General features: G+C 70.0%; 16 protein-coding genes. 8 read left to right on the top strand and 8 right to left on the bottom strand.

Features of this window, described 5'->3' with window-relative positions; genetic code table 11:
- Positions 1-277 precede the first annotated feature (277 nt).
- The 6 genes from tenA to ACXAFN_RS01330 all read right to left on the bottom strand — a co-directional run bounded on the left by tenA (position 278) and on the right by ACXAFN_RS01330 (position 6607).
- Positions 278-946, bottom strand: coding sequence for a thiaminase II (gene tenA / locus ACXAFN_RS01355; protein ID WP_474985520.1), 669 nt, complete (start codon positions 944-946; stop codon positions 278-280).
- A gap of 286 nt (positions 947-1232) precedes the next feature.
- A complete protein-coding gene (gene mdoH, locus ACXAFN_RS01350) occupies positions 1233-3146 on the bottom strand; it encodes a glucans biosynthesis glucosyltransferase MdoH (RefSeq protein WP_474985519.1) in 1914 nt (637 codons plus the stop codon).
- Entirely contained in the window at positions 3133-4686 is a 1554-nt protein-coding gene (locus ACXAFN_RS01345) for an OpgD/OpgG family glucan biosynthesis protein (protein WP_474985517.1), read from the bottom strand. The genes mdoH and ACXAFN_RS01345 overlap by 14 nt, the downstream gene beginning before the upstream one ends.
- 167 nt (positions 4687-4853) lie before the next feature.
- The gene (locus tag ACXAFN_RS01340) at positions 4854-5783 is read right to left on the bottom strand and encodes a lysophospholipid acyltransferase family protein (protein WP_474985515.1); all 930 of its coding nucleotides are present in this window, start codon (positions 5781-5783) and stop codon (positions 4854-4856) included.
- A gap of 3 nt (positions 5784-5786) precedes the next feature.
- Positions 5787-6167 carry a DUF4870 family protein gene (locus tag ACXAFN_RS01335; protein WP_474985513.1) on the bottom strand — a complete coding sequence of 127 codons (381 nt, stop codon included), beginning with the start codon at positions 6165-6167 and terminating at the stop codon, positions 5787-5789.
- A gap of 59 nt (positions 6168-6226) precedes the next feature.
- Positions 6227-6607 carry a VOC family protein gene (locus ACXAFN_RS01330; protein ID WP_474985512.1) on the bottom strand — a complete coding sequence of 127 codons (381 nt, stop codon included), beginning with the start codon at positions 6605-6607 and terminating at the stop codon, positions 6227-6229.
- Between the two features lie 40 nt (positions 6608-6647).
- Between ACXAFN_RS01330 and ACXAFN_RS01325 the strand changes: the two genes are divergently transcribed.
- The 5 genes from ACXAFN_RS01325 (at position 6648) to ACXAFN_RS01305 (ending at position 12583) form a co-directional block, all read left to right on the top strand.
- The gene (locus ACXAFN_RS01325; RefSeq protein ID WP_474985510.1) at positions 6648-7304 is read left to right on the top strand and encodes a class I SAM-dependent methyltransferase; all 657 of its coding nucleotides are present in this window, start codon (positions 6648-6650) and stop codon (positions 7302-7304) included.
- A 150-nt stretch (positions 7305-7454) separates the two neighbouring features.
- Positions 7455-8876 carry an MFS transporter gene (locus tag ACXAFN_RS01320; RefSeq protein WP_474985509.1) on the top strand — a complete coding sequence of 474 codons (1422 nt, stop codon included), beginning with the start codon at positions 7455-7457 and terminating at the stop codon, positions 8874-8876.
- Positions 8877-8971: 95 nt separating this feature from the next.
- Positions 8972-10768: an acyl-CoA dehydrogenase gene (locus tag ACXAFN_RS01315; protein ID WP_474985507.1), complete on the top strand. Its 1797-nt coding sequence runs from the start codon at positions 8972-8974 to the stop codon at positions 10766-10768.
- Between the two features lie 106 nt (positions 10769-10874).
- Positions 10875-11723 carry a 3-hydroxyacyl-CoA dehydrogenase family protein gene (locus ACXAFN_RS01310; RefSeq protein ID WP_474985506.1) on the top strand — a complete coding sequence of 283 codons (849 nt, stop codon included), beginning with the start codon at positions 10875-10877 and terminating at the stop codon, positions 11721-11723.
- A gap of 86 nt (positions 11724-11809) precedes the next feature.
- Complete coding sequence (locus tag ACXAFN_RS01305; RefSeq protein WP_474985504.1) at positions 11810-12583, top strand: enoyl-CoA hydratase-related protein; 774 nt, start codon at positions 11810-11812, stop codon at positions 12581-12583.
- A 58-nt stretch (positions 12584-12641) separates the two neighbouring features.
- Here ACXAFN_RS01305 and ACXAFN_RS01300 read toward each other — a convergent pair whose 3' ends face one another.
- The gene (locus ACXAFN_RS01300) at positions 12642-13397 is read right to left on the bottom strand and encodes a Mut7-C RNAse domain-containing protein (protein WP_474985502.1); all 756 of its coding nucleotides are present in this window, start codon (positions 13395-13397) and stop codon (positions 12642-12644) included.
- Between the two features lie 31 nt (positions 13398-13428).
- Complete coding sequence (locus ACXAFN_RS01295; RefSeq protein WP_474987442.1) at positions 13429-14337, bottom strand: DMT family transporter; 909 nt, start codon at positions 14335-14337, stop codon at positions 13429-13431.
- 449 nt (positions 14338-14786) lie between these two features.
- Between ACXAFN_RS01295 and ACXAFN_RS01290 the strand changes: the two genes are divergently transcribed.
- Genes ACXAFN_RS01290 through ACXAFN_RS01280 form a run of 3 tightly spaced genes read left to right on the top strand, consistent with a single transcriptional unit; the run spans position 14787 to position 16936 of the window.
- Positions 14787-15311 (top strand): GNAT family N-acetyltransferase, encoded by a 525-nt coding sequence (locus tag ACXAFN_RS01290; protein ID WP_474985500.1) that lies wholly within the window; start codon positions 14787-14789, stop codon positions 15309-15311.
- Positions 15312-15340: 29 nt separating this feature from the next.
- Complete coding sequence (locus ACXAFN_RS01285; protein ID WP_474985498.1) at positions 15341-16045, top strand: aspartate/glutamate racemase family protein; 705 nt, start codon at positions 15341-15343, stop codon at positions 16043-16045.
- A gap of 45 nt (positions 16046-16090) precedes the next feature.
- A complete protein-coding gene (locus ACXAFN_RS01280; RefSeq protein ID WP_474985497.1) occupies positions 16091-16936 on the top strand; it encodes an MOSC domain-containing protein in 846 nt (281 codons plus the stop codon).
- The last annotated feature ends 1 nt before the right edge of the window (position 16937 follow it).

The following is a 16937-nucleotide window of genomic DNA, read 5'->3' as shown; positions in this document are numbered from 1 at the left end:
GTCATTGCCTTTCTCTCTCTACCTACTTTCTTTCTACCGTGCGCTAGTGCCCGAGTCGGCGCGGTGCTAGCCGAGCGCTGGGGACAAGGCGGAGCGAGGGTTTTTTGCCATGGGTGAGGCGATCCTCGCCGAACGGGCTGGCCATGGATGGCCAGCACTGGTCCTGCAAACGGAGCAGGATGCGAGAGTGCCGCAGGGCAAAAGTAGCGCCCAGGGATGGGTTCACAGCGCCTCGCGGAGGCTTGTCGCCGGAAAAGCTCGGCGATAGACGGAAATCTCAGTCCGCGCGATCCAGCCCCATCTGCCAGAAGTCGATCTCCAGCCGGGTGGCGTCGCGGAACAGCCGTGCCAGTTGGTCGAAGCGCGCCGGCGTCACCTCGGCAAGCCTGGCGTCCAGCCAGGCGACCTCGGCGCGCATGGCGGCCTGGAAGTCGTCGCTCTGGTACATGGCGATCCAGGGCTCATAGGGGTTGGCGTCGCCGCGCACCGTGAACGGCTGGGCATCGAGCCAGTTCGCGATCTCGCCGTAGCCGACCAGGCAAGGCGCGAGCGCCACGCGCAGGTCGAGCAGGTCGCCGCGGCTGCCGGCATCGAGCACGAAACGGGTGTAGGCCAGGGTGGCGCGGGCCTCGGGCAGCGCCGCCAGGTCGTCCTCGGTGATGCCCCAGTCGCGACAGAAACCGCGGTGCAGCTCCAGCTCCACGTCGAGGATGGTCTTCAGGCCGTCGAAGGCCTGATTCAATTCGGCCAGGTCGCGGCTCTTGTAGGCGGCCAGGGCGTAGGCACGGGCGAAGTGGATCAGGAACAGGTAGTCCTGCTGCAGATAGTGGCGAAAGGCGTCGGCCTCGAGCGTGCCGGCACCGAGGGTGCGGACGAAGTCGTGCTCGATATAGGCGCGCCAGTCGTCCTGGCAGGCGGCGGTGAGATCTGTGAAGCGATGGCCCATCTTGCCTCCGATGCGATCGGGATCCGGAGGGCGGGCGCATGGGGAGAGGGGAGGTCCGGTGCGCGAGGAGGGCGTGCCGGGCCCACCGCCTGATTCCCTACGCCGGTTCACGTGCGGCTGGTGCCACACCCACCCGGATCAGGTTCCACGGGATCGGCGCTTGGGCTCTCGGACTCTCGCGAGTTCCTGCTCAGTGAGCCTGCGCCATCTCAGCCGGTTCCACCGGCACCCCGTCAAGCGAGTCGAGCCAGTCTAGCAGCTTGGTCGCGGACGAACACCCCCGGGGTCATTCCCCGAGGGTGGGGCGGCCCGCGACGACCGCCGGCCGCGCCCAGTCCCGGGCGAAGGACTGGGTCGGCATGTCGCTTGGGTGCTCCGTCGGCGGTGGCGAGGGCACGAGGCCGTCCTCGGCCGCCGGCGGCGGCGTCTCGTCGCGCAGCACCGACGGCGGTGCCGTCTCGCTGGGCACCAGCAGCAGGCCGCGGCGGCGCAGGCGCCGGCCGAGGGTCAGGCTGCTGCTCCACCGCACCAGGGGCGCGGCCAGCATCAGGCCGAGCCACACCGGGGTCAGCCACCAGAAGAAGGTCGGTGCGGCCCACCAGGTGATGCCCGCCCAGCCGGCGCCGGCCAGGGTGCCCGGCCAGGTATGGCGCAACGCCTCGCGCCAGGGCAGGGCGCGCCCCTCGCGGGACTGAGGGTCCCAGGCCACGGTGCGCCCGCTGAGGACCTCGATCACGAAGCGGCTGTGGAAGACCATCATCAGCGGCGCGATCAGCATCGCGAACAGGGCCTCCAGCAGGGCGCTGGCCACCAGCCGGGCGCGTCCGCCGTAGCGGGCGGGCGAGGTGCGCAGGGCCAGGCAGACGCCCAGCACCTTGGGCATCAGCAGCATGGCCAGGGTGCCGCCGAGCAGTGGCATGATCAGGTTGGGCGGGGCGATCGGCCAGTCGGGGAACAGCTGGGCATTGGAGGTGAAGAAGTTGGGTTCGATCAGCGCCCGCATCAGGGCGTCGATGGTGCTGACCACCAGGATCGCCAGCCAGATCAGCGACGACAGGTAGGCCAGGGCGCCGCACAGGAAGTGCACGCGGCTGAGCGGGTGCAGGCCGCGCCCGCCCAGCAGCCGCAGGTGCTGCAGGTTGCCCTGGACCCAGCGGCGGTCGCGCTTGGCATAGTCGAGGATCTGGCTCGGCATCTCCTCGAAGCTGCCGCCGAGGTCGGTGCGCATGCGCACCTCCCAGCCGGCGCGGCGCAGCAGCGCGGCCTCGACGAAGTCGTGGCTGAGGATATCACCGCCCAGCGGCGGCCGGCCGGGCAGCTCGGGCAGGCCCGCATGTCGGGTGAAGGCCTCGACGCGCAGGATGGCGTTGTGGCCGAAGTAGTTGGCCGCGTCGGACTGCCAGAAGCTCAGGCCGGTGGCCAGCATCGGCGAGTAGACCGCCGCCGCGAACTGGTTGGCGCGGCCGAACAGGCTGTCCTGGCGGACCGGGATCGGTACCGTCTGCAGCAGGCCGAGGCGCGGATTGGCCTCCATCTGGGCAATCAATTCGTGCACGGTAGCGCCGCTCATCACGCTGTCGGCGTCGAGCACCAGCATGAAGTCGTAGTGGCGTCCCCAGCGTTGGCAGAAGTCGCCGAGGTTGCCGGCCTTGCGCCCGGCATTGCTGTCGCGGTGCCGGTAGTGGAGCCGGCAGCGCCCGGCCAGGCGCCGCTGCAGGGCCGCCATGACGGCCTGCTCCCGGGCCACGATGGCGTCGTCGGTGCTGTCGCTGAGCACGAAGGCCTCGATGTGGCGCTCGGCGGTGATCGGCGGCAGGTCCCGGCAGGTCGCCTCGAGGCCGGCGGCGACCCGCTCGACGTCTTCGTTGTGGATCGGCATCACCAGGGCGGTGCGCGAGCGGGCATCGTCGGGCGGGAGCGGCGAGCCGGTCCTGGCCAGGCTCAGGGGGTCGCGGCCGGCGAGGTTCAGCGCGAAGCCGATCACCCCGCTCCAGAAGGCGATGACGATCCAGCCGAAGGTCACGGTGAACAGCGCCTGGATGGCGAGCTCCAGGGGCGTGAGGCCACCGACGTGGAGGATGCGGAACATGGTCCACATCCCCAGCCCGGTGGTGGCCGCCACCAGCAGGGCGAAGCCCCATCGACGGGTGCGGCGCCAGGGAATCGGCGCCGCGGCGTTGGCGGAATCAGCGGCGTTCATCGGGGTACCAGACATAGTTCCAGGTTTCGGTCAGCGGTTCGCCGTGCAGGGTCAGCGCCAGGCGCATGTCGGCCGGGACATCGCCCTCCGGGGCGAGGCGGAAATCGGCGCGCCAGGTATCGCCGTCGGGCAGGCGCTGGACGCGTGGGTCGAGGATCTCGCCGCTGGAGGTGGTCAGCCGCGCCTCGACCGGCTGGTCGACGTCCAGCCCCTGGAGGCTGGGGCCCTGGAAGTCGACGATGAAGTGGCGCCGGCTGGCGGGGGGCGGGTCGCTCTGCCCCGGGATCGCGCCCCAGCCCTGTCGAGTGCGGATCACGTGGGCCAGGCGCTGGTCGGGCGGGGTGGCGCCGAAGGTGCGCAAGCGGTAGCGGAAGGTGCGCGATTCACCGGCCGCCAGGGGCGCCTCGGGAATCCAGTAGGCGGTGATGTTGTCGTTGGCCTCGCTGTCGGAGGGGATCTCGACCAGCTCGACGTGCCCCTCGCCCCAGTCGCCCAGGGGCGTGACCCATTCGCTGGGGCGTTCCTCGTAGCGCGCCTCGGCGTCCAGGTAGCCGTCGAAGTGCCGCGGACGCTGGACCAGGCCGAAGCCCTTCGGGGAGGCGTCCTGGAAGTTCGACAGGTGCAGGGTCTGGGGATTGCTCAACGGGCGCCAGACGCGCTCGCCGCTGCCGGTGTGCAGTGCCAGGCCGCTGGAATCGTGAACCCGCAGGCGGTAGTCGTCCGCCGGGTAGCCGGCGATGCTGCCGTGCATGAACATGCTGGTCAGCGGGGCGATGCCCAGCTTGGCGATGTCCTCGCGGGCGAACAGCCGCGCCTCGGTGTTGACCACGGTCTGGCTGCCCGGGGCGATATCGAAGCGATACGCGCCGGTGATGGAGGGACTGTCGAGCAGGGCGTAGACGGTCATGCGGGTATCGTCGGGGCCGGGCTCGACCAGCCAGAATTCCCGGAAGGCCGGAAACTCTTCGCCGCGGGGCTCGGCGGTGTCGATGGCCAGGCCGCGGCTCGAGAGCCCGTAGCCCTGTCCGCGGCCGACCATCCGGAAGTAGGAGGCGCCGAGGAACACCATGAACTCGTCGTGATAGTCACCGCTGTTCAACGGGTAGTGGAGGCGAAAGCCGGCATGGCCCAGGTCATCGAGGTCCAGCTCGGCCAGGCCGGCGGCATCGCCTTCATAGCGGAAGCGCGACGCATCGAAGGGCAGGTGACGTACCTCGCCGTCCGGCGCCACCAGGTTGAGCTCGACCGGATGGTCGTAGAGGAAGCCGGGGTGAAACAGCTGCACCTCGAACAATCCCTCGGTGTCCTGCCACAGGGCCTGGTCGGGGCGAAACCGGATCTGGCGATAGGCGTCATAGTCCAGCTCGGCCAGCGCCGCCGGCAAGTCGTCGGCGGGAGCCTCGTAGGGGGACCCGGCCAGCCGCTCGGCCCGCTCGGCGATGGTGTCGAACAGCGCTTCCTCGTTCGTGGGCTCGGCGCCGGCCTGCATGGCCAGGGTCGTGCCCAGCGAGAACGCCAGGAAGCGGATCAGCGATGTCATGTCGTGACTCTCCTCGGGATCCCGCCGGCGTTCCCTGCGCAAGCCGGTCCGGGGGGTCATGTGGGCGTATCGTTGTGCGGTTCTTGGTGTCGTTATCGGCGCGGACGCGCATTCTAGGGGTGTTGGTCAGCGTCGTGCCGAGATGGTTCCGCGCCGCGGGCATCGGCTCAGTATAGTCGATGGCGTTTCCAGTCCGGGCTGCCCTCGGCCTGCTGGGGCGTCTTGCGGTAGCGCTTGTATTCCCATTGGTACTGGGGCGGGTCCAGGGCGATGGCGGTCTCCACGCAGGCGTTCACCCCGGCCGCCGAGGTGGCCTCGTCGGCGGAGTAGACGCGCTCGTCGGCGGCCAGGAAGTGCAGCGCGAAGCCGCGGCCCGGCAGGCGCCGCGCCACGCCGGTGACCACCCGGGCCTCGGTGCGGGCCACCAGCTTGGGCAGCAGGGTGGCGGTGTAGGCTTGCCGGCCGAAGAAGGGCGCGAAGACCCCGCTGCCCCAGCTCGGGGTCTGATCCGGCAGGATACCCACCGTCTCGCCGCGCTTGAGGGCCTTGAGCAGCGCCGCCACGCCGCGCGGGTTGGTGGGGACCAGGCTGGCCCCGCGCCGTTCGCGGCCCCGGCGGATGACCGGGTCCAGGGCGGTGAGCTTGGGGGGCTCGTACATGGCGGTGAAGGGGAAGTGCCCGGACAGCCAGAAGTTGAGCACCTCCCAGTTGCCGAAGTGGGGCGCCAGCACGATGACCCCGCGGCCCTCGGCGCGAGCCTCGTCGAGCAGCTCGCGGCCGTGGACCTCGAGGATGCTGGCCTCCAGGCGTTCGGGGTTGCCCATCCAGGCCATGCCCAGCTCGAGCATGGTGGCACTGGAATGGACCAGGCTGTGTCGGGCCAGCCGGCGTCGCTCGGTCGCGGGGCGGTCGGGATAGGCCTGGGTCAGGTTGATGCGGGTCACTCGACGCTCCCGACGGCTGCCGGCCTGCACCAGCGGGCCGGCGATGCGTGCCAGCCGCCATAGCGACCCGGGTCGCCAGTCGGCGAGGGTTCGCCACAGGCCGGCGATCAGCCGAGCCGGCAGCTGGCGTTCGGAATCATGCTTCCTTGCCATGGGTCAGATCAGCCAGGTGTCCACGTTGCTCGGGGCGCGCTTCTCCTGCAGGCCCTTGAAACCCTTGACGCAGCGGATGATCAGCCACACCGCCAGTGCGATCAGCAGCGGGAAGCCGATCACGATCAGCGTCAGCAGGGCGGCCACGGCGGCGTAGAGCAGGCCGATCCAGAAGGTACGGATCTGATAGCGGTAGTGCTCGTCCAGCCAGGCCGGCCCCTTGCCGCGATAGACGTAGGCGATCACCACGCCGACCAGGGAGGTGAAGCCCACCACGAAGCTGGCTAGGTACAGGGCGTAGATGACCATGGCCATGGTGGTATCGGGGGCGCGGGGAGACTCGGCGACCTCGCGGTCGTGGTCCAGGGGGGCGTTCTCGTTCATGGGTCGTCCTTGAAGATGAATGGGGAGGGCCATGATACCCACCGTGTGGCGCGATGCCATCAACGCCGGGGACGACTGATTTCCAACAGGTTGCCGTCCGGGTCGCGCAGGTACAGCGATTCGAGCTCGCCGGTGGCGCCCTGGCGCGGCACCGGGCCCAGCTCGACCTCGATGGACAGCGCCTCGAGGTGACGCTGGACCTCGTCGAGGGGCAGCTGGCTGCGCAGGCACAGGTCCAGGCTGCCCGGCGTGGGCGTGGCCGCTCGGGGCTGGATGTCGGTGGCGGTCCAGTGCAGGCGCAGGGCCATGTCGCCGAGCATCAGGTCCACGCGCTCCCGGTCGCGATAACGGACATCCAGCCCCAGTACCCGGGTGTAGAAGTCCACGGCGCGGGAAATATCGGTCACGGTGATGACCAGATGATCCAGACCTGACAGCATGCATGCCTCCTGAGAAGTGTGTCCTGCCACAGAGAATACGATGATGCCGACCTGTCCGCTATGCGCATCCCCCGACCACGCGCCCTACCACCGGGATGCGCGGCGCGACTACCGCCGCTGCCGGCGCTGTGAGCTGGTGTTCGTGCCGCCCCGCCAGCGCCTCGGGCCGGACGAGGAGAAGGCGGTCTACGACCGGCACCAGAATTCGCCCGACGATCCCGGCTACCGCCGCTTCCTGTCGCGGCTGTTCGATCCGCTGGCGGCGAGGCTCGCGCCGGGGGCTCGGGGGCTCGACTTCGGCGCCGGCCCCGGCCCGACGCTGTCGGTGATGTTCGAGGAGGCGGGACACCCGATGGCGATCTATGATCCCTTCTACGCCCCGGGTCTCGAGCCGCTGTCACGCCGCTATGACTTCATCACCGCCACCGAGGTGGTCGAGCACCTGTTCGCGCCCGGCCGCGAGCTCGAGCGGCTGGTCGGTCTGCTGGCGCCCGGCGGCTGGCTGGGGCTGATGACCAAGCGGGTGTGCTCGGCGGAGGTCTTCGTCGGTTGGCACTATATCCTCGACCCGACCCATGTGTGCTTCTTCAGCGAGACGACCTTTCGCTGGCTCGCGGCGCGCTGGCGCCTCGATGTGGAATTCCCGGCCGCCGACGTGGTATTGCTGCAGCGAGCGGCAACGTCAGATGTTCGATAACGTGCCGTTATCATAAGAAAAAAGGCCGTGAAAAGCGGCCTTCAAGGGATTGGCGGGGCCCCGGGGGCGGGCGTATATTCCCCCCAGCAACCTGCCACGGCCGTGCGCGGCGTGGGTTCCCTACACGCCACTCCTGCGAGACGACCGCTCATGTCACGGCAGCTACTGCTCATGGCCCTCGGCCCCCTGCTGGGCCTGTTCATCCTCGGCATCGGCAACGGCTTCCTGGCCACGCTGATCACCCTGCGCCTGGACGCCGCCGGCGAGTCGCCGGTGGTCATCGGCTGGGTGTCCTCGGCCTACTTCATCGGCCTGGCGCTGGGCGCCATGCTCAACGACCGGCTGCTGCTGGCCATCGGCCACATCCGCGCCTATGGCAGTTTCGCCTCGCTGGTGGCGGTCACCGTCCTGCTGCAGGGCCTGTTCTTCGATCCCGCGGCCTGGTTCGCGCTGCGCCTGATCGGTGGCTGGGCCACCGTCGGCGTGTTTCTGGTCATCGAGAGCTGGCTGCTGACCGCCGGCGATGCCCGGGTGCGCGGACGCCTGCTGGCGCTGTACATGATCTCGCTGTATGCCGCCGGGGTGCTCGGCCAACTGCTGCTCGGCATCGTCGACGCCATGGGCCCCACCGCGCCCTTCATGGCGATCGGCATGCTGGCCTCCCTGTCGGTGCTGCCCATGGCGATGATCCCCAAGGTCACGCCGCTGATCGACAAGGCCGAGCCGCTGTCGCCGCTGCGCCTGATTACCCTGACCCCCACGGGGGTGATGGGCAGCTTCGGCTCGGGGCTGGCGGTGGCCGCGGTCTACACCCTGCTGCCGCTCTACCTGCAGCGGATCGGCTACGGGGTCGACCGGGTCGGCCAGCTGATGGCGGTGATGGTGCTCGGCGCCATGCTGCTGCAGTATCCGGTGGGCCGCTGGTCGGATCGCCACGATCGCCAGATGGTGTTGATCGGCATCGGCGGCTTCTGTGCCCTGATCTCGGCGGGGATTCTCTTCCTGCCGCTGCCGCCCTGGGGGCTGGCCGGGCTGCTGTTCCTGCTTGGTGGCGGCGTCTTCTCGCTGTACCCGGTATCGGTCGGGCACGCGGCCGACCGGGCCCCGGCCGGGGCCCTGGTGCGCATGAGCCAAGGCCTGCTGCTGATCAACGCCATCGGCTCGACCCTGAGTCCTCCGGTGATCTCGCCGGTGATGACGGTGGTCGGCGATACCGGGCTGTTCTGGTCGCTGGGTGCCCTGGGGCTCATCCTGGTGGGCTTCTTCGCCTGGCGGCGTAGCGTGCGCCCGGCGCCGGTGCCGGTGGCGCCGTTCTCGCCCGCCACGCCGCTCAGCGCCGCGGGGGCCGAGCTGTCGGTCACCGACGAGTGGCTCCAGGGCGCCCTGGAGCACGAGCACGCCGAGGATCTCTCCGATGCGGTGCCGGACGTGGCGGTGGCCGAGCCGCTGGTCGGCCCGCCGCCGCCCGACGAGCCGCACATCGTCTACTACGATGACGACGCGCCGACGGCGGCCGATCCCGAACCGCCCGGCGCGGCACTCGTCGAGGGCGGGACGGCACTGAGGTCGTGACCCGAGCGGGTAGCCCGGGGCCCGACCTACGGCTAATGGTCGACAAGACATAGTGAATCTACTATCGCCGGTATCATTTTTCCCAAGGTGCCCGCATGACGCCCTATACGCCGCCGCTTCGTGATGTTCGCTTCGTGCTCGGGGAACTCCTCGAGCACGGCTCCCTCTCCCTGCCCGGCTTCGAGGCCCTCGAGCCCGAGCTGGTGGATGCCGTGCTCGAGGAGGCCGCACGGCTGACCGGCGAGGTCTGGGCGCCGCTCAACGCCAGCGGCGACCGCCAGGGCTGTCGGCGTCGCGAGGACGGCGGAGTCGAGGTGCCGGACGGGTTCGTCGAGGCCTATCGGGCCTATGCGGAGGGCGGTTGGAACGGCATCGGCGTCGCCGAGGCCGAGGGCGGGCAAGGCCTGCCGGAAGTGGTGGCCAGCGCCGTCCAGGAGATGCTGCACGGCGCCAACATGGCGCTGGGCCTCTGCCCCATGCTCACCGCCGGTGCCATCGAGGCGCTGTCCCGGCATGGCAGCGAGGCCCAGCAGTCGCGCTATCTTCCGCCGCTGGTGGAGGGCCGCTGGACCGGCACCATGAACCTCACCGAGCCCCAGGCCGGCTCCGATCTCTCCCAGGTGCGCACCCTGGCGGTGCCTTGCCCCGCGGAGGAGGGCGAGCCCTATCGGCTCACCGGGCAGAAGATCTTCATCACCTGGGGCGAGCACGAGGCCGCCGAGAACATCCTGCACCTGGTGCTGGCGCGCACGCCGGATGCCCCGGAGGGCAACAGGGGCATCTCGCTGTTCCTGGTGCCCAAGTTCCTGGTCAACGACGACGGCTCCCTGGGCGAGCGCAACGACGTGATCTGTTCCGGGCTGGAGCACAAGCTCGGCATCCACGGCTCGCCGACCTGCGCGCTGAGCTTCGGCGAACGCGAGGGCGCCATCGGCTATCTGGTCGGCGAGGAGGGGCGCGGCCTCAATCACATGTTCACCATGATGAACGAGGCCCGCCACAAGGTCGGCATCCAGGGCATCGGGGTCGCCGAACGCGCCTGCCAGCAGGCCCTTGCCTATGCCCTGGAGCGGGTACAGGGGCGTCGACACGGCGCGCCCTGCGCCATCGCCGAGCACCTCGACGTCAAGCGCATGCTGCTCTCCATGCGGGCCCGCACCGATGCGCTGCGCGCCCTGGCGCTGAGCTGCGCGGCGCAGATGGACCGGGCGCGCCATGCCGGAGACGAGGCCGAGCGTCAGGCCGCCCAGGCCCGGGTCGAGGTGCTGATCCCGGTGGTCAAGGCCTTTTCCACCGACCAGGCGGTGGAGATCGCCTCGCTGGGCGTGCAGGTCCATGGCGGCATGGGCTACATCGAGGAGACCGGCGCCGCCCAGCTGCTGCGCGATGCGCGCATCGCGCCCATCTACGAGGGCACCAACGGCATCCAGGCCCTCGACCTGGCGGGGCGCAAGCTGGCTCGGGACGGTGGTGCGGCCCTGACCGCGCTGCTCGACGAGGTGGCGGGGACCGCCGAGGCCCTGGCCGCCAGCGCCGAGCTGCGCCCGCTGGGCGAGAGCCTGGCCGCCGGCATCGCCGACCTGCGCACCGCCATGGGCCTGGTGCTGGAACGGGGCCGTGATCCCGAGCAGGGGCCCGATGCCGTCCAGGCCTTCGCCACGCCGTTCCTGTCCCTGACCGGCCACGTGCTGTGCGCCTGGCAGCTGGGGCGGTCCGCGCTGTGTGCCGAGGCCGCCCTGGCCGCCGGCAGCGAGGACGGGGATTTCTATCGGGCCAAGCTGGCCGCCGCCGATCACGGGCTGCGTCACTGGCTGCCGCTGGGCCGTGCCCAACTGGCGTCGATCGAGGCCGGCATGGCGAGCCTCGCGGCGCTGGATCCCGCGACTCTCTGATCGCTCGACGCTGCCTCTTTGAGGACTCGACCGGTGGGCGCCGGAGGTGCATGCTGCACCGGGTGCCCGCGGGCACGTCATCCACACCAGCGGAGGAGAGGCAGCGATGAGTCAACAACCGATCGGCGTCGTGGGCGCCGGCACCATGGGCCAGGGCATCGCCCAGGTGCTGGCGACCTGCGGCTTCCGAGTGCGCCTGTATGACGTGGCCGAGGCTGCCCTGGAACGGGCTCGGGAGGCCATCGACGCGGGGCTAGGCAAGCGGGTGGCCAGGGACCGGATGAGCGAGGCCGAACGCGACGAGGCCCTGGCGCGGCTGCTGACCACCGCCGAGCTTGCGAGCCTGGCCGACTGTGCGGTGATCATCGAGGCCGCCCCCGAGCGGCCCGAGCTCAAGGAGCAACTGTTCCGAGACCTCAGCCGGCTCAGCGACGACGCCATCCTGGCCTCCAACACCTCCTCGCTGTCGCTGACCCGGCTGGCCGCGGTCAGCGCCCGCCCCGAGCGGGTGGTGGGCATGCACTTCTTCAACCCGGTGCCGGTCTTGAAGCTGGTCGAGGTGATCCGTGCCGAGCAGACCAGCGACGCCACCGTGGCGCGCATCGAGGCCCTGGCCGAGGCGCTGGGCAAGACCGCGGTGCGCGTGGGCGACTCCCCCGGCTTCGCCGTCAACCGCCTGCTGGTGCCGATGATCAACGAGGCGGCCTTCCTGGTGCAGGAGGGCGCGGCCACCCCGGAGGCGGTGGACCAGGCCATGCAGCTCGGCGCCGCTCATCCGATGGGGCCCCTGCAGCTTGCCGACCTGATCGGCCTGGACGTCTGTCTGGCGATCATGGAAGTGCTGCAGGAGGGCTTCGGCGATCCCAAGTACCGCCCCTGCCCGCTGCTGCGACGGATGGTCGAGGCCGGCTATCTCGGTCGCAAGAGCGGGCGCGGCTTCCACGCCTACTCCTGACCTCGACCAAAGCCGCCATTGTCGCCCAACCAAGCGTTCGCTAGGGTGAGGGCGAATCGTCCCTTTCGTTATCACGAGGAGTCATCATGAGCGAGCAGCCGATCGAGGTGCAGGACAACGCCGGCATCGTGCGCCTGACCGTCAACCGTCCCAAGGCGCTCAACGCCCTCAACAGCGAGGTCATCGCCGCCCTGGCGGCGACCCTCGACGAGCTCGAGGCCCGCGACGACCTGCGCGCGGTGCTGATCACCGGGGCCGGCGAGAAGGCCTTCGTGGCCGGCGCCGACATCACCGAGATGCGCGACAAGAGCGCGCCCCAGGCCCGCGATTTCGCCGGCCAGGCGCTCGCTACCCTCAAGCGGCTGGAGGCCCTGCCGGTGCCGGTGGTGGCGCTGGTCAACGGCTTCTGCCTGGGCGGTGGCTGCGAGCTGGCGCTGGCCTGTGACTGGGCGGTGGCCAGCGACAATGCCGTGTTCGGCCAGCCCGAGGTGCTGCTCGGGGTGATCCCCGGCTTCGGCGGCACCCAGCGCCTGCCGCGCCGGGTCGGCCCCGCCATGGCCCTGGACCTGGTCACCACCGGGCGCAAAATCGACGCCAACGAGGCCCTGCGCATCGGCCTGGTCAACCGGGTGATGCCCCAGACCGAGCTCGAGGACTACGCCGCCGAGCTGACCAAGCAGCTCGGCGGCAACGGTCCCCAGGCGGTACGCGGCGCCAAGCAGGCGGTCCACGACGGCATGGACCAGGACCTGGACAGCGCGCTGGCCCTGGAGACCAGCTTGTTTGCGCTGTGCTTCGCCGGCGAGGAACAGCGCGAGGGCATGAGCGCCTTCGTCGAGAAGCGCAAGCCGAACTTCTGAGCGGCGCTCGTCTCGCCGTTGAGACCGACGGCCGTGGCGGCGACGCCACGGCCGTCTTTCATGTTGCCTCATCGAGCCGGTGGCGCAGCCTGGCCACCAGGGAGCGCATCCGCGACACGTGGCTGCCATGCCAGTACAGCTGGCCGCAGGCCTCGCACTGCAGGAAGTCGTCCACGTAGCGGCGCGTCAGCGGTTCCAGCCGATGGATCACGCTGTCCTTGGCGACGGCCTCGAGTCGGCCGTTGCAGCGCGTACAGCGAGTGAAGGGCGCCAGTTCGTCGAGTCGCGCGAAGGCCCGCACCACCTCTACCAGCTGTTCGAAGGGATCGTCGGCGCGCACGAATCGCCCCAGAGAGACGCGCCGTCGCTTGAGCAGGTTGCGGTCGCGGGTCAGCAGGATGCGTGCCTCGGTCTCGGCCCATTCGGCGAGCTCGGCATCGTCGGCGCGATGGCGGTAGCGACAGTCGAGGCCCAGCAGGCGCAGGTAGCGGGCCAGTCGGCCCAGGTGGACGTCGAGTACGAAGCGGGGCGGCCGTGGCAGGGGCGGTCGCAGGCGATGCGACGCGGCCACCGGCGGTGCGGCGTCGGCGGGGTAGACGTTCACCGTCTCGCCGGCGGCGAGGCGATGGTCGAAGCCCACCGGGGCGTCATCGACGAGGATGGCGTCGACCTCCGGATGAGGCACGCCGAGGGCCTCGATCACGTCCTTGATGGCGGCGCGGCGGTCGACCCGGTAGGCCAGCGTGCGGCCGCGCCGCTCGCGGGGCAGGAAGTCGTCGAGCTCGCCGTGGAAACGCAGGCGGGCGGTGTCCATGGGGCTCCCGTGGAGCGGGGCGGCATCGCCTTCAGTCTAGGCGCTCGTCGCGTCGCCGGGCCAGGCGTGCCGGCCAGCCCAGGCGCAGCATACCGGTGGCGATGGCGGTGCCGGCCAGGGTAATGGCCATGCCGGCCAGGACCTGCAGGCTCAGCGTCTCGTCGAGCAGCACATAGCCCCACAGCAGGGCGCTGACCGGCACCAGGAAGGTGACCGTGGAGGTGGCGGTGGCTCCTGCGCTGGCGATCAGCCCGAAGTAGAGCAGAAACGCCAGGGTGGTGCTGAACACCGCCAGCGCCAGGCCGTTGGCCCAGCCCAGGCCGCTGATCGGGGCCTGGGGCCACAGCCACAGGCCCGGCAGCAGCAGGATCAGCCCGGACATGGCGCAGCTGCCGGCGGCCAGCACGCGCACCGGCAGGTGGGACAGGTAGGTCTTGGAGTAGTTGGTGGCGATGCCGTAGCAGAAGGTGGCGCCGAGCACCGCGAGGATGAACCAGCCGTCGCCGCCGAGGGCGAAATCCAGCCGGTCCGCCGAGAGCACATAGACCCCGAGGAAGGCCAGCGCCAGGCCCAGGTACTGGCGGCGCGACACCGGGGTGGCGAAGAACAGCGCGCCGAGCAGGGCGGTGAACAGCGGCGTGGTGGCGTTGATCAGCGAGGTGAAGCCGGCCTCCAATCGAGTGGTGGCCAGCGCCAGCAGCGAGAACGGCAGCACGTGGTTGACCAGCCCCAGCAGCATCAGCTTGCCGGCGTTTTCCCACACCAGCCGCAGGTAACGGGCGCCGAGCAGCAGCGGCACCATCAGCAGCGCGCCCACACCCATGCGCACCAGGATCAGCGGCACCGGACCGAATTCGGGCACCGCCACCCGCATGAAGATGAACGACATCCCCCACAGCGAGGAAAGCAGGATCAGGCGGAGGGTGTCGGCCGGGCTCATGGCGGGGTCCTGATAGTGGATGGGAAGGGGATCCATAAGCAGGGTAATCGCCCGAGCGCCGGCGGGGAAGGGCGTGGGCATTCACCTCTCTCCACCGCCCGGATCGTCATGCTCGGAAGCATCTCTGGCGTCGGCTTGATCCAGCGCCACCCCGTCCGGGCCAGGCGGTGCTGTGATGGAATTTTTCCCGCCAGGAGATACGCCATGCCTGCCATGATGGACGCCTGCGCTTTCTTCTCTCATCGGCGAGACGGCGTGCTCAAGGTTGCCGTGTGAGTCAGTGGCGTCTCATGATGGGGGCGATCCTGCTTTTCCTCCGCGTCCATGGACGGCCGTCGGGCTTTGGGCGCGGGGGCGAGAGGCGAGAGGCGAGAGGCGAGAGGTCTGCGCCTGGGCGCCTTGGGGAAGCCCGCCGAGAAGAACCTGCGATGCCTGACAAGGAGGCGAGCTTGACGATACGTGAATCGACGGGGCAAGACGAGCCCGCTCTGCTCTCCCTCCACGAGGCGGCCTTCGGCGCCTCGGAGGGCCCCACGGTCGCCGCGCTGGTGGCGGCCCTGCTGCACGACGACACGGCACGGCCGCTGTTGTCTCTGGTCGCCGAACGGCAGGGCAGGCCGGTGGGGCATGCCCTCTTCAGCGCGGTATCGATCGAAGGCCACCCCGGGGCGAGTGTGCGCATCCTCGCGCCTCTGGCGGTGGCGCCTGGGGAGCAGCGGCGAGGGATCGGCGGCGCCTTGATCGCCGAGGGCTTCGCGCGGCTGGCCGCTGCCGGGGTCGACTGCGTGCTGGTGCTGGGCGATCCTCGCTACTACGCCCGGGCCGGCTTCCGGGCGGATCATGCCATTACGGCGCCCCATCCGCTGGCGCATCCCGAGGCCTGGATGGCGCGCGAGCTCGCGTCCGGCGTGCTCGTGCGTCTGGCGGGTAGGGCGAGGTGTGCGGCCTCTCTCGAGGCACCGGAATACTGGTAATGTCCCAACGGTTCCACACGGAGGTGACCATGAAGACCATTGGCGTGCTCGGCGGCATGAGCTGGGAATCCACCCAGAGCTACTACCGAGCCCTCAACGAGGGCGTGAAGCGCGAGCTGGGCGGCTTGCATTCGGCGAAGGTGGCGCTTTACAGCGTCGACTTCGCCGAGATCGAGGCGCTGCAGCGCGAGGATCGCTGGGACGCGGCGGGCGAGCGGCTCGCCGAGGCGGCCCAGCGGGTGCAGGCCGCGGGGGCGGACCTGCTGCTGATTGCCACCAACACCATGCACAAGGTCGCGCCTCGGGTCGAGGCGGCCATCGAGATCCCGCTGCTGCACATCGCCGATGCCACCGCCGAGCGGCTGCGCGAGGACGGCATTCGCCGGGTGGGACTGCTGGGCACGCGTTTCACCATGGAGCAGGCCTTCTACAAGGATCGGCTCACCGAGCGCTTCGGCATCGAGGTGCGGGTGCCGGAGGCCGAGCAGCGCGAACGGGTGCATCGGGTGATCTTCGATGAGCTGTGCCAGGGGTGCATCGAGCCGACCTCGAAGGCGGTGTTTCTCGAGATCATCGCGGATCTGCATGCGCGCGGCGCCGAGGCGGTGATCCTCGGCTGTACCGAGATCGCGCTGCTGGTCGGCCAGGCCGATACTTCGGTGCCGCTCTACGACACCACGGCCCTGCACGCCGAGGCCGCGGTGCTCGCCGCGCTCGCCGAGGAAAAAGCGTAGCCGGCTTGGTAGAGTAAATCTTCCACCAATGCCAGGGAGGCAAGGATGCGCATCACCCAGCTCAACATCTATCCGGTCAAGTCGCTGCGCGGCATCACTCTCGAGCGGGCCACGCTTACCGAGCGCGGCCTGGCCTTCGATCGCCGCTGGATGGTCGTGGACGCCGATGGCCGCTTCGTCACCCAGCGCGAGCGCCCCGCCATGGCTCGGGTGACGGTGCGCCTCGAGGCCAATCGCCTGGTGCTGGAGCATCCCGAGGTCGCGCCCCTGGCCGTGCCGCTGGAGCGTCACGGACTCGAGCGTCTCGAGGTGAGCATCTGGAAGGACGTCTGCGAGGCGCTGGATGAAGGCGTGGAGGCGGCCGACTGGCTCACCGAGGTGCTGGGCGGCGCCGATGACGGCGGGCTGCGGCTGGTGCGATTCCCCGAGGAGCGACGCCGCGAGGTGGAGGCCGATTACCTGAGGGGCGAGTCGGCGCATACCGCTTTCTCCGACGGCTATCCGCTGCTGGTGACGCACCAGGCCTCGCTCGAGCGACTGAACGAACGCCTCGCCGCCAAGGGGCTCGATCCCGTGCCGATGGGGCGTTTCCGGCCCAACCTGGTGGTCGAGGGAGAAGCGCCTTTCGCCGAGGTCGACTGGGATGCGCTGACCTTCGAGTCGGGAGTCCGCCTGGGGCTGCGCAAGCCCTGCAAGCGCTGCAAGATCATCACCCAGGATCCGCTTACCGGTGAGGCGCCGGTCCCCAAGGAGCCGCTGAAGACGCTGGTCGAGATGGACACCCAGCCGGGCTGGAAGGGCGCTTTCTTCGGACAGAATGCCATCCCGCTCGAGGGCGTCGGCCAGATGCTGCGTGTCGGCGAGCGGCTTGCGGCGACGGTCCGGGGCTGAG

This window comes from Halomonas sp. ABH4_019 (assembly GCF_056159885.1).
The sequence above is the reverse complement of the archived record's forward strand: the minus strand, read 5'-3'. Positions and strand labels throughout refer to the sequence as shown.

Coding starts and splice junctions, on each gene's coding strand:
- tenA (WP_474985520.1), bottom strand. CDS start 946: ATGGGCCATCGCTTCACAGATCTCACCGCCGCCTGCCAGGACGACTGG.
- mdoH (WP_474985519.1), bottom strand. CDS start 3,146: ATGAACGCCGCTGATTCCGCCAACGCCGCGGCGCCGATTCCCTGGCGC.
- ACXAFN_RS01345 (WP_474985517.1), bottom strand. CDS start 4,686: ATGACATCGCTGATCCGCTTCCTGGCGTTCTCGCTGGGCACGACCCTG.
- ACXAFN_RS01340 (WP_474985515.1), bottom strand. CDS start 5,783: ATGGCAAGGAAGCATGATTCCGAACGCCAGCTGCCGGCTCGGCTGATC.
- ACXAFN_RS01335 (WP_474985513.1), bottom strand. CDS start 6,167: ATGAACGAGAACGCCCCCCTGGACCACGACCGCGAGGTCGCCGAGTCT.
- ACXAFN_RS01330 (WP_474985512.1), bottom strand. CDS start 6,607: ATGCTGTCAGGTCTGGATCATCTGGTCATCACCGTGACCGATATTTCC.
- ACXAFN_RS01325 (WP_474985510.1), top strand. CDS start 6,648: ATGATGCCGACCTGTCCGCTATGCGCATCCCCCGACCACGCGCCCTAC.
- ACXAFN_RS01320 (WP_474985509.1), top strand. CDS start 7,455: ATGTCACGGCAGCTACTGCTCATGGCCCTCGGCCCCCTGCTGGGCCTG.
- ACXAFN_RS01315 (WP_474985507.1), top strand. CDS start 8,972: ATGACGCCCTATACGCCGCCGCTTCGTGATGTTCGCTTCGTGCTCGGG.
- ACXAFN_RS01310 (WP_474985506.1), top strand. CDS start 10,875: ATGAGTCAACAACCGATCGGCGTCGTGGGCGCCGGCACCATGGGCCAG.
- ACXAFN_RS01305 (WP_474985504.1), top strand. CDS start 11,810: ATGAGCGAGCAGCCGATCGAGGTGCAGGACAACGCCGGCATCGTGCGC.
- ACXAFN_RS01300 (WP_474985502.1), bottom strand. CDS start 13,397: ATGGACACCGCCCGCCTGCGTTTCCACGGCGAGCTCGACGACTTCCTG.
- ACXAFN_RS01295 (WP_474987442.1), bottom strand. CDS start 14,337: ATGAGCCCGGCCGACACCCTCCGCCTGATCCTGCTTTCCTCGCTGTGG.
- ACXAFN_RS01285 (WP_474985498.1), top strand. CDS start 15,341: ATGAAGACCATTGGCGTGCTCGGCGGCATGAGCTGGGAATCCACCCAG.
- ACXAFN_RS01280 (WP_474985497.1), top strand. CDS start 16,091: ATGCGCATCACCCAGCTCAACATCTATCCGGTCAAGTCGCTGCGCGGC.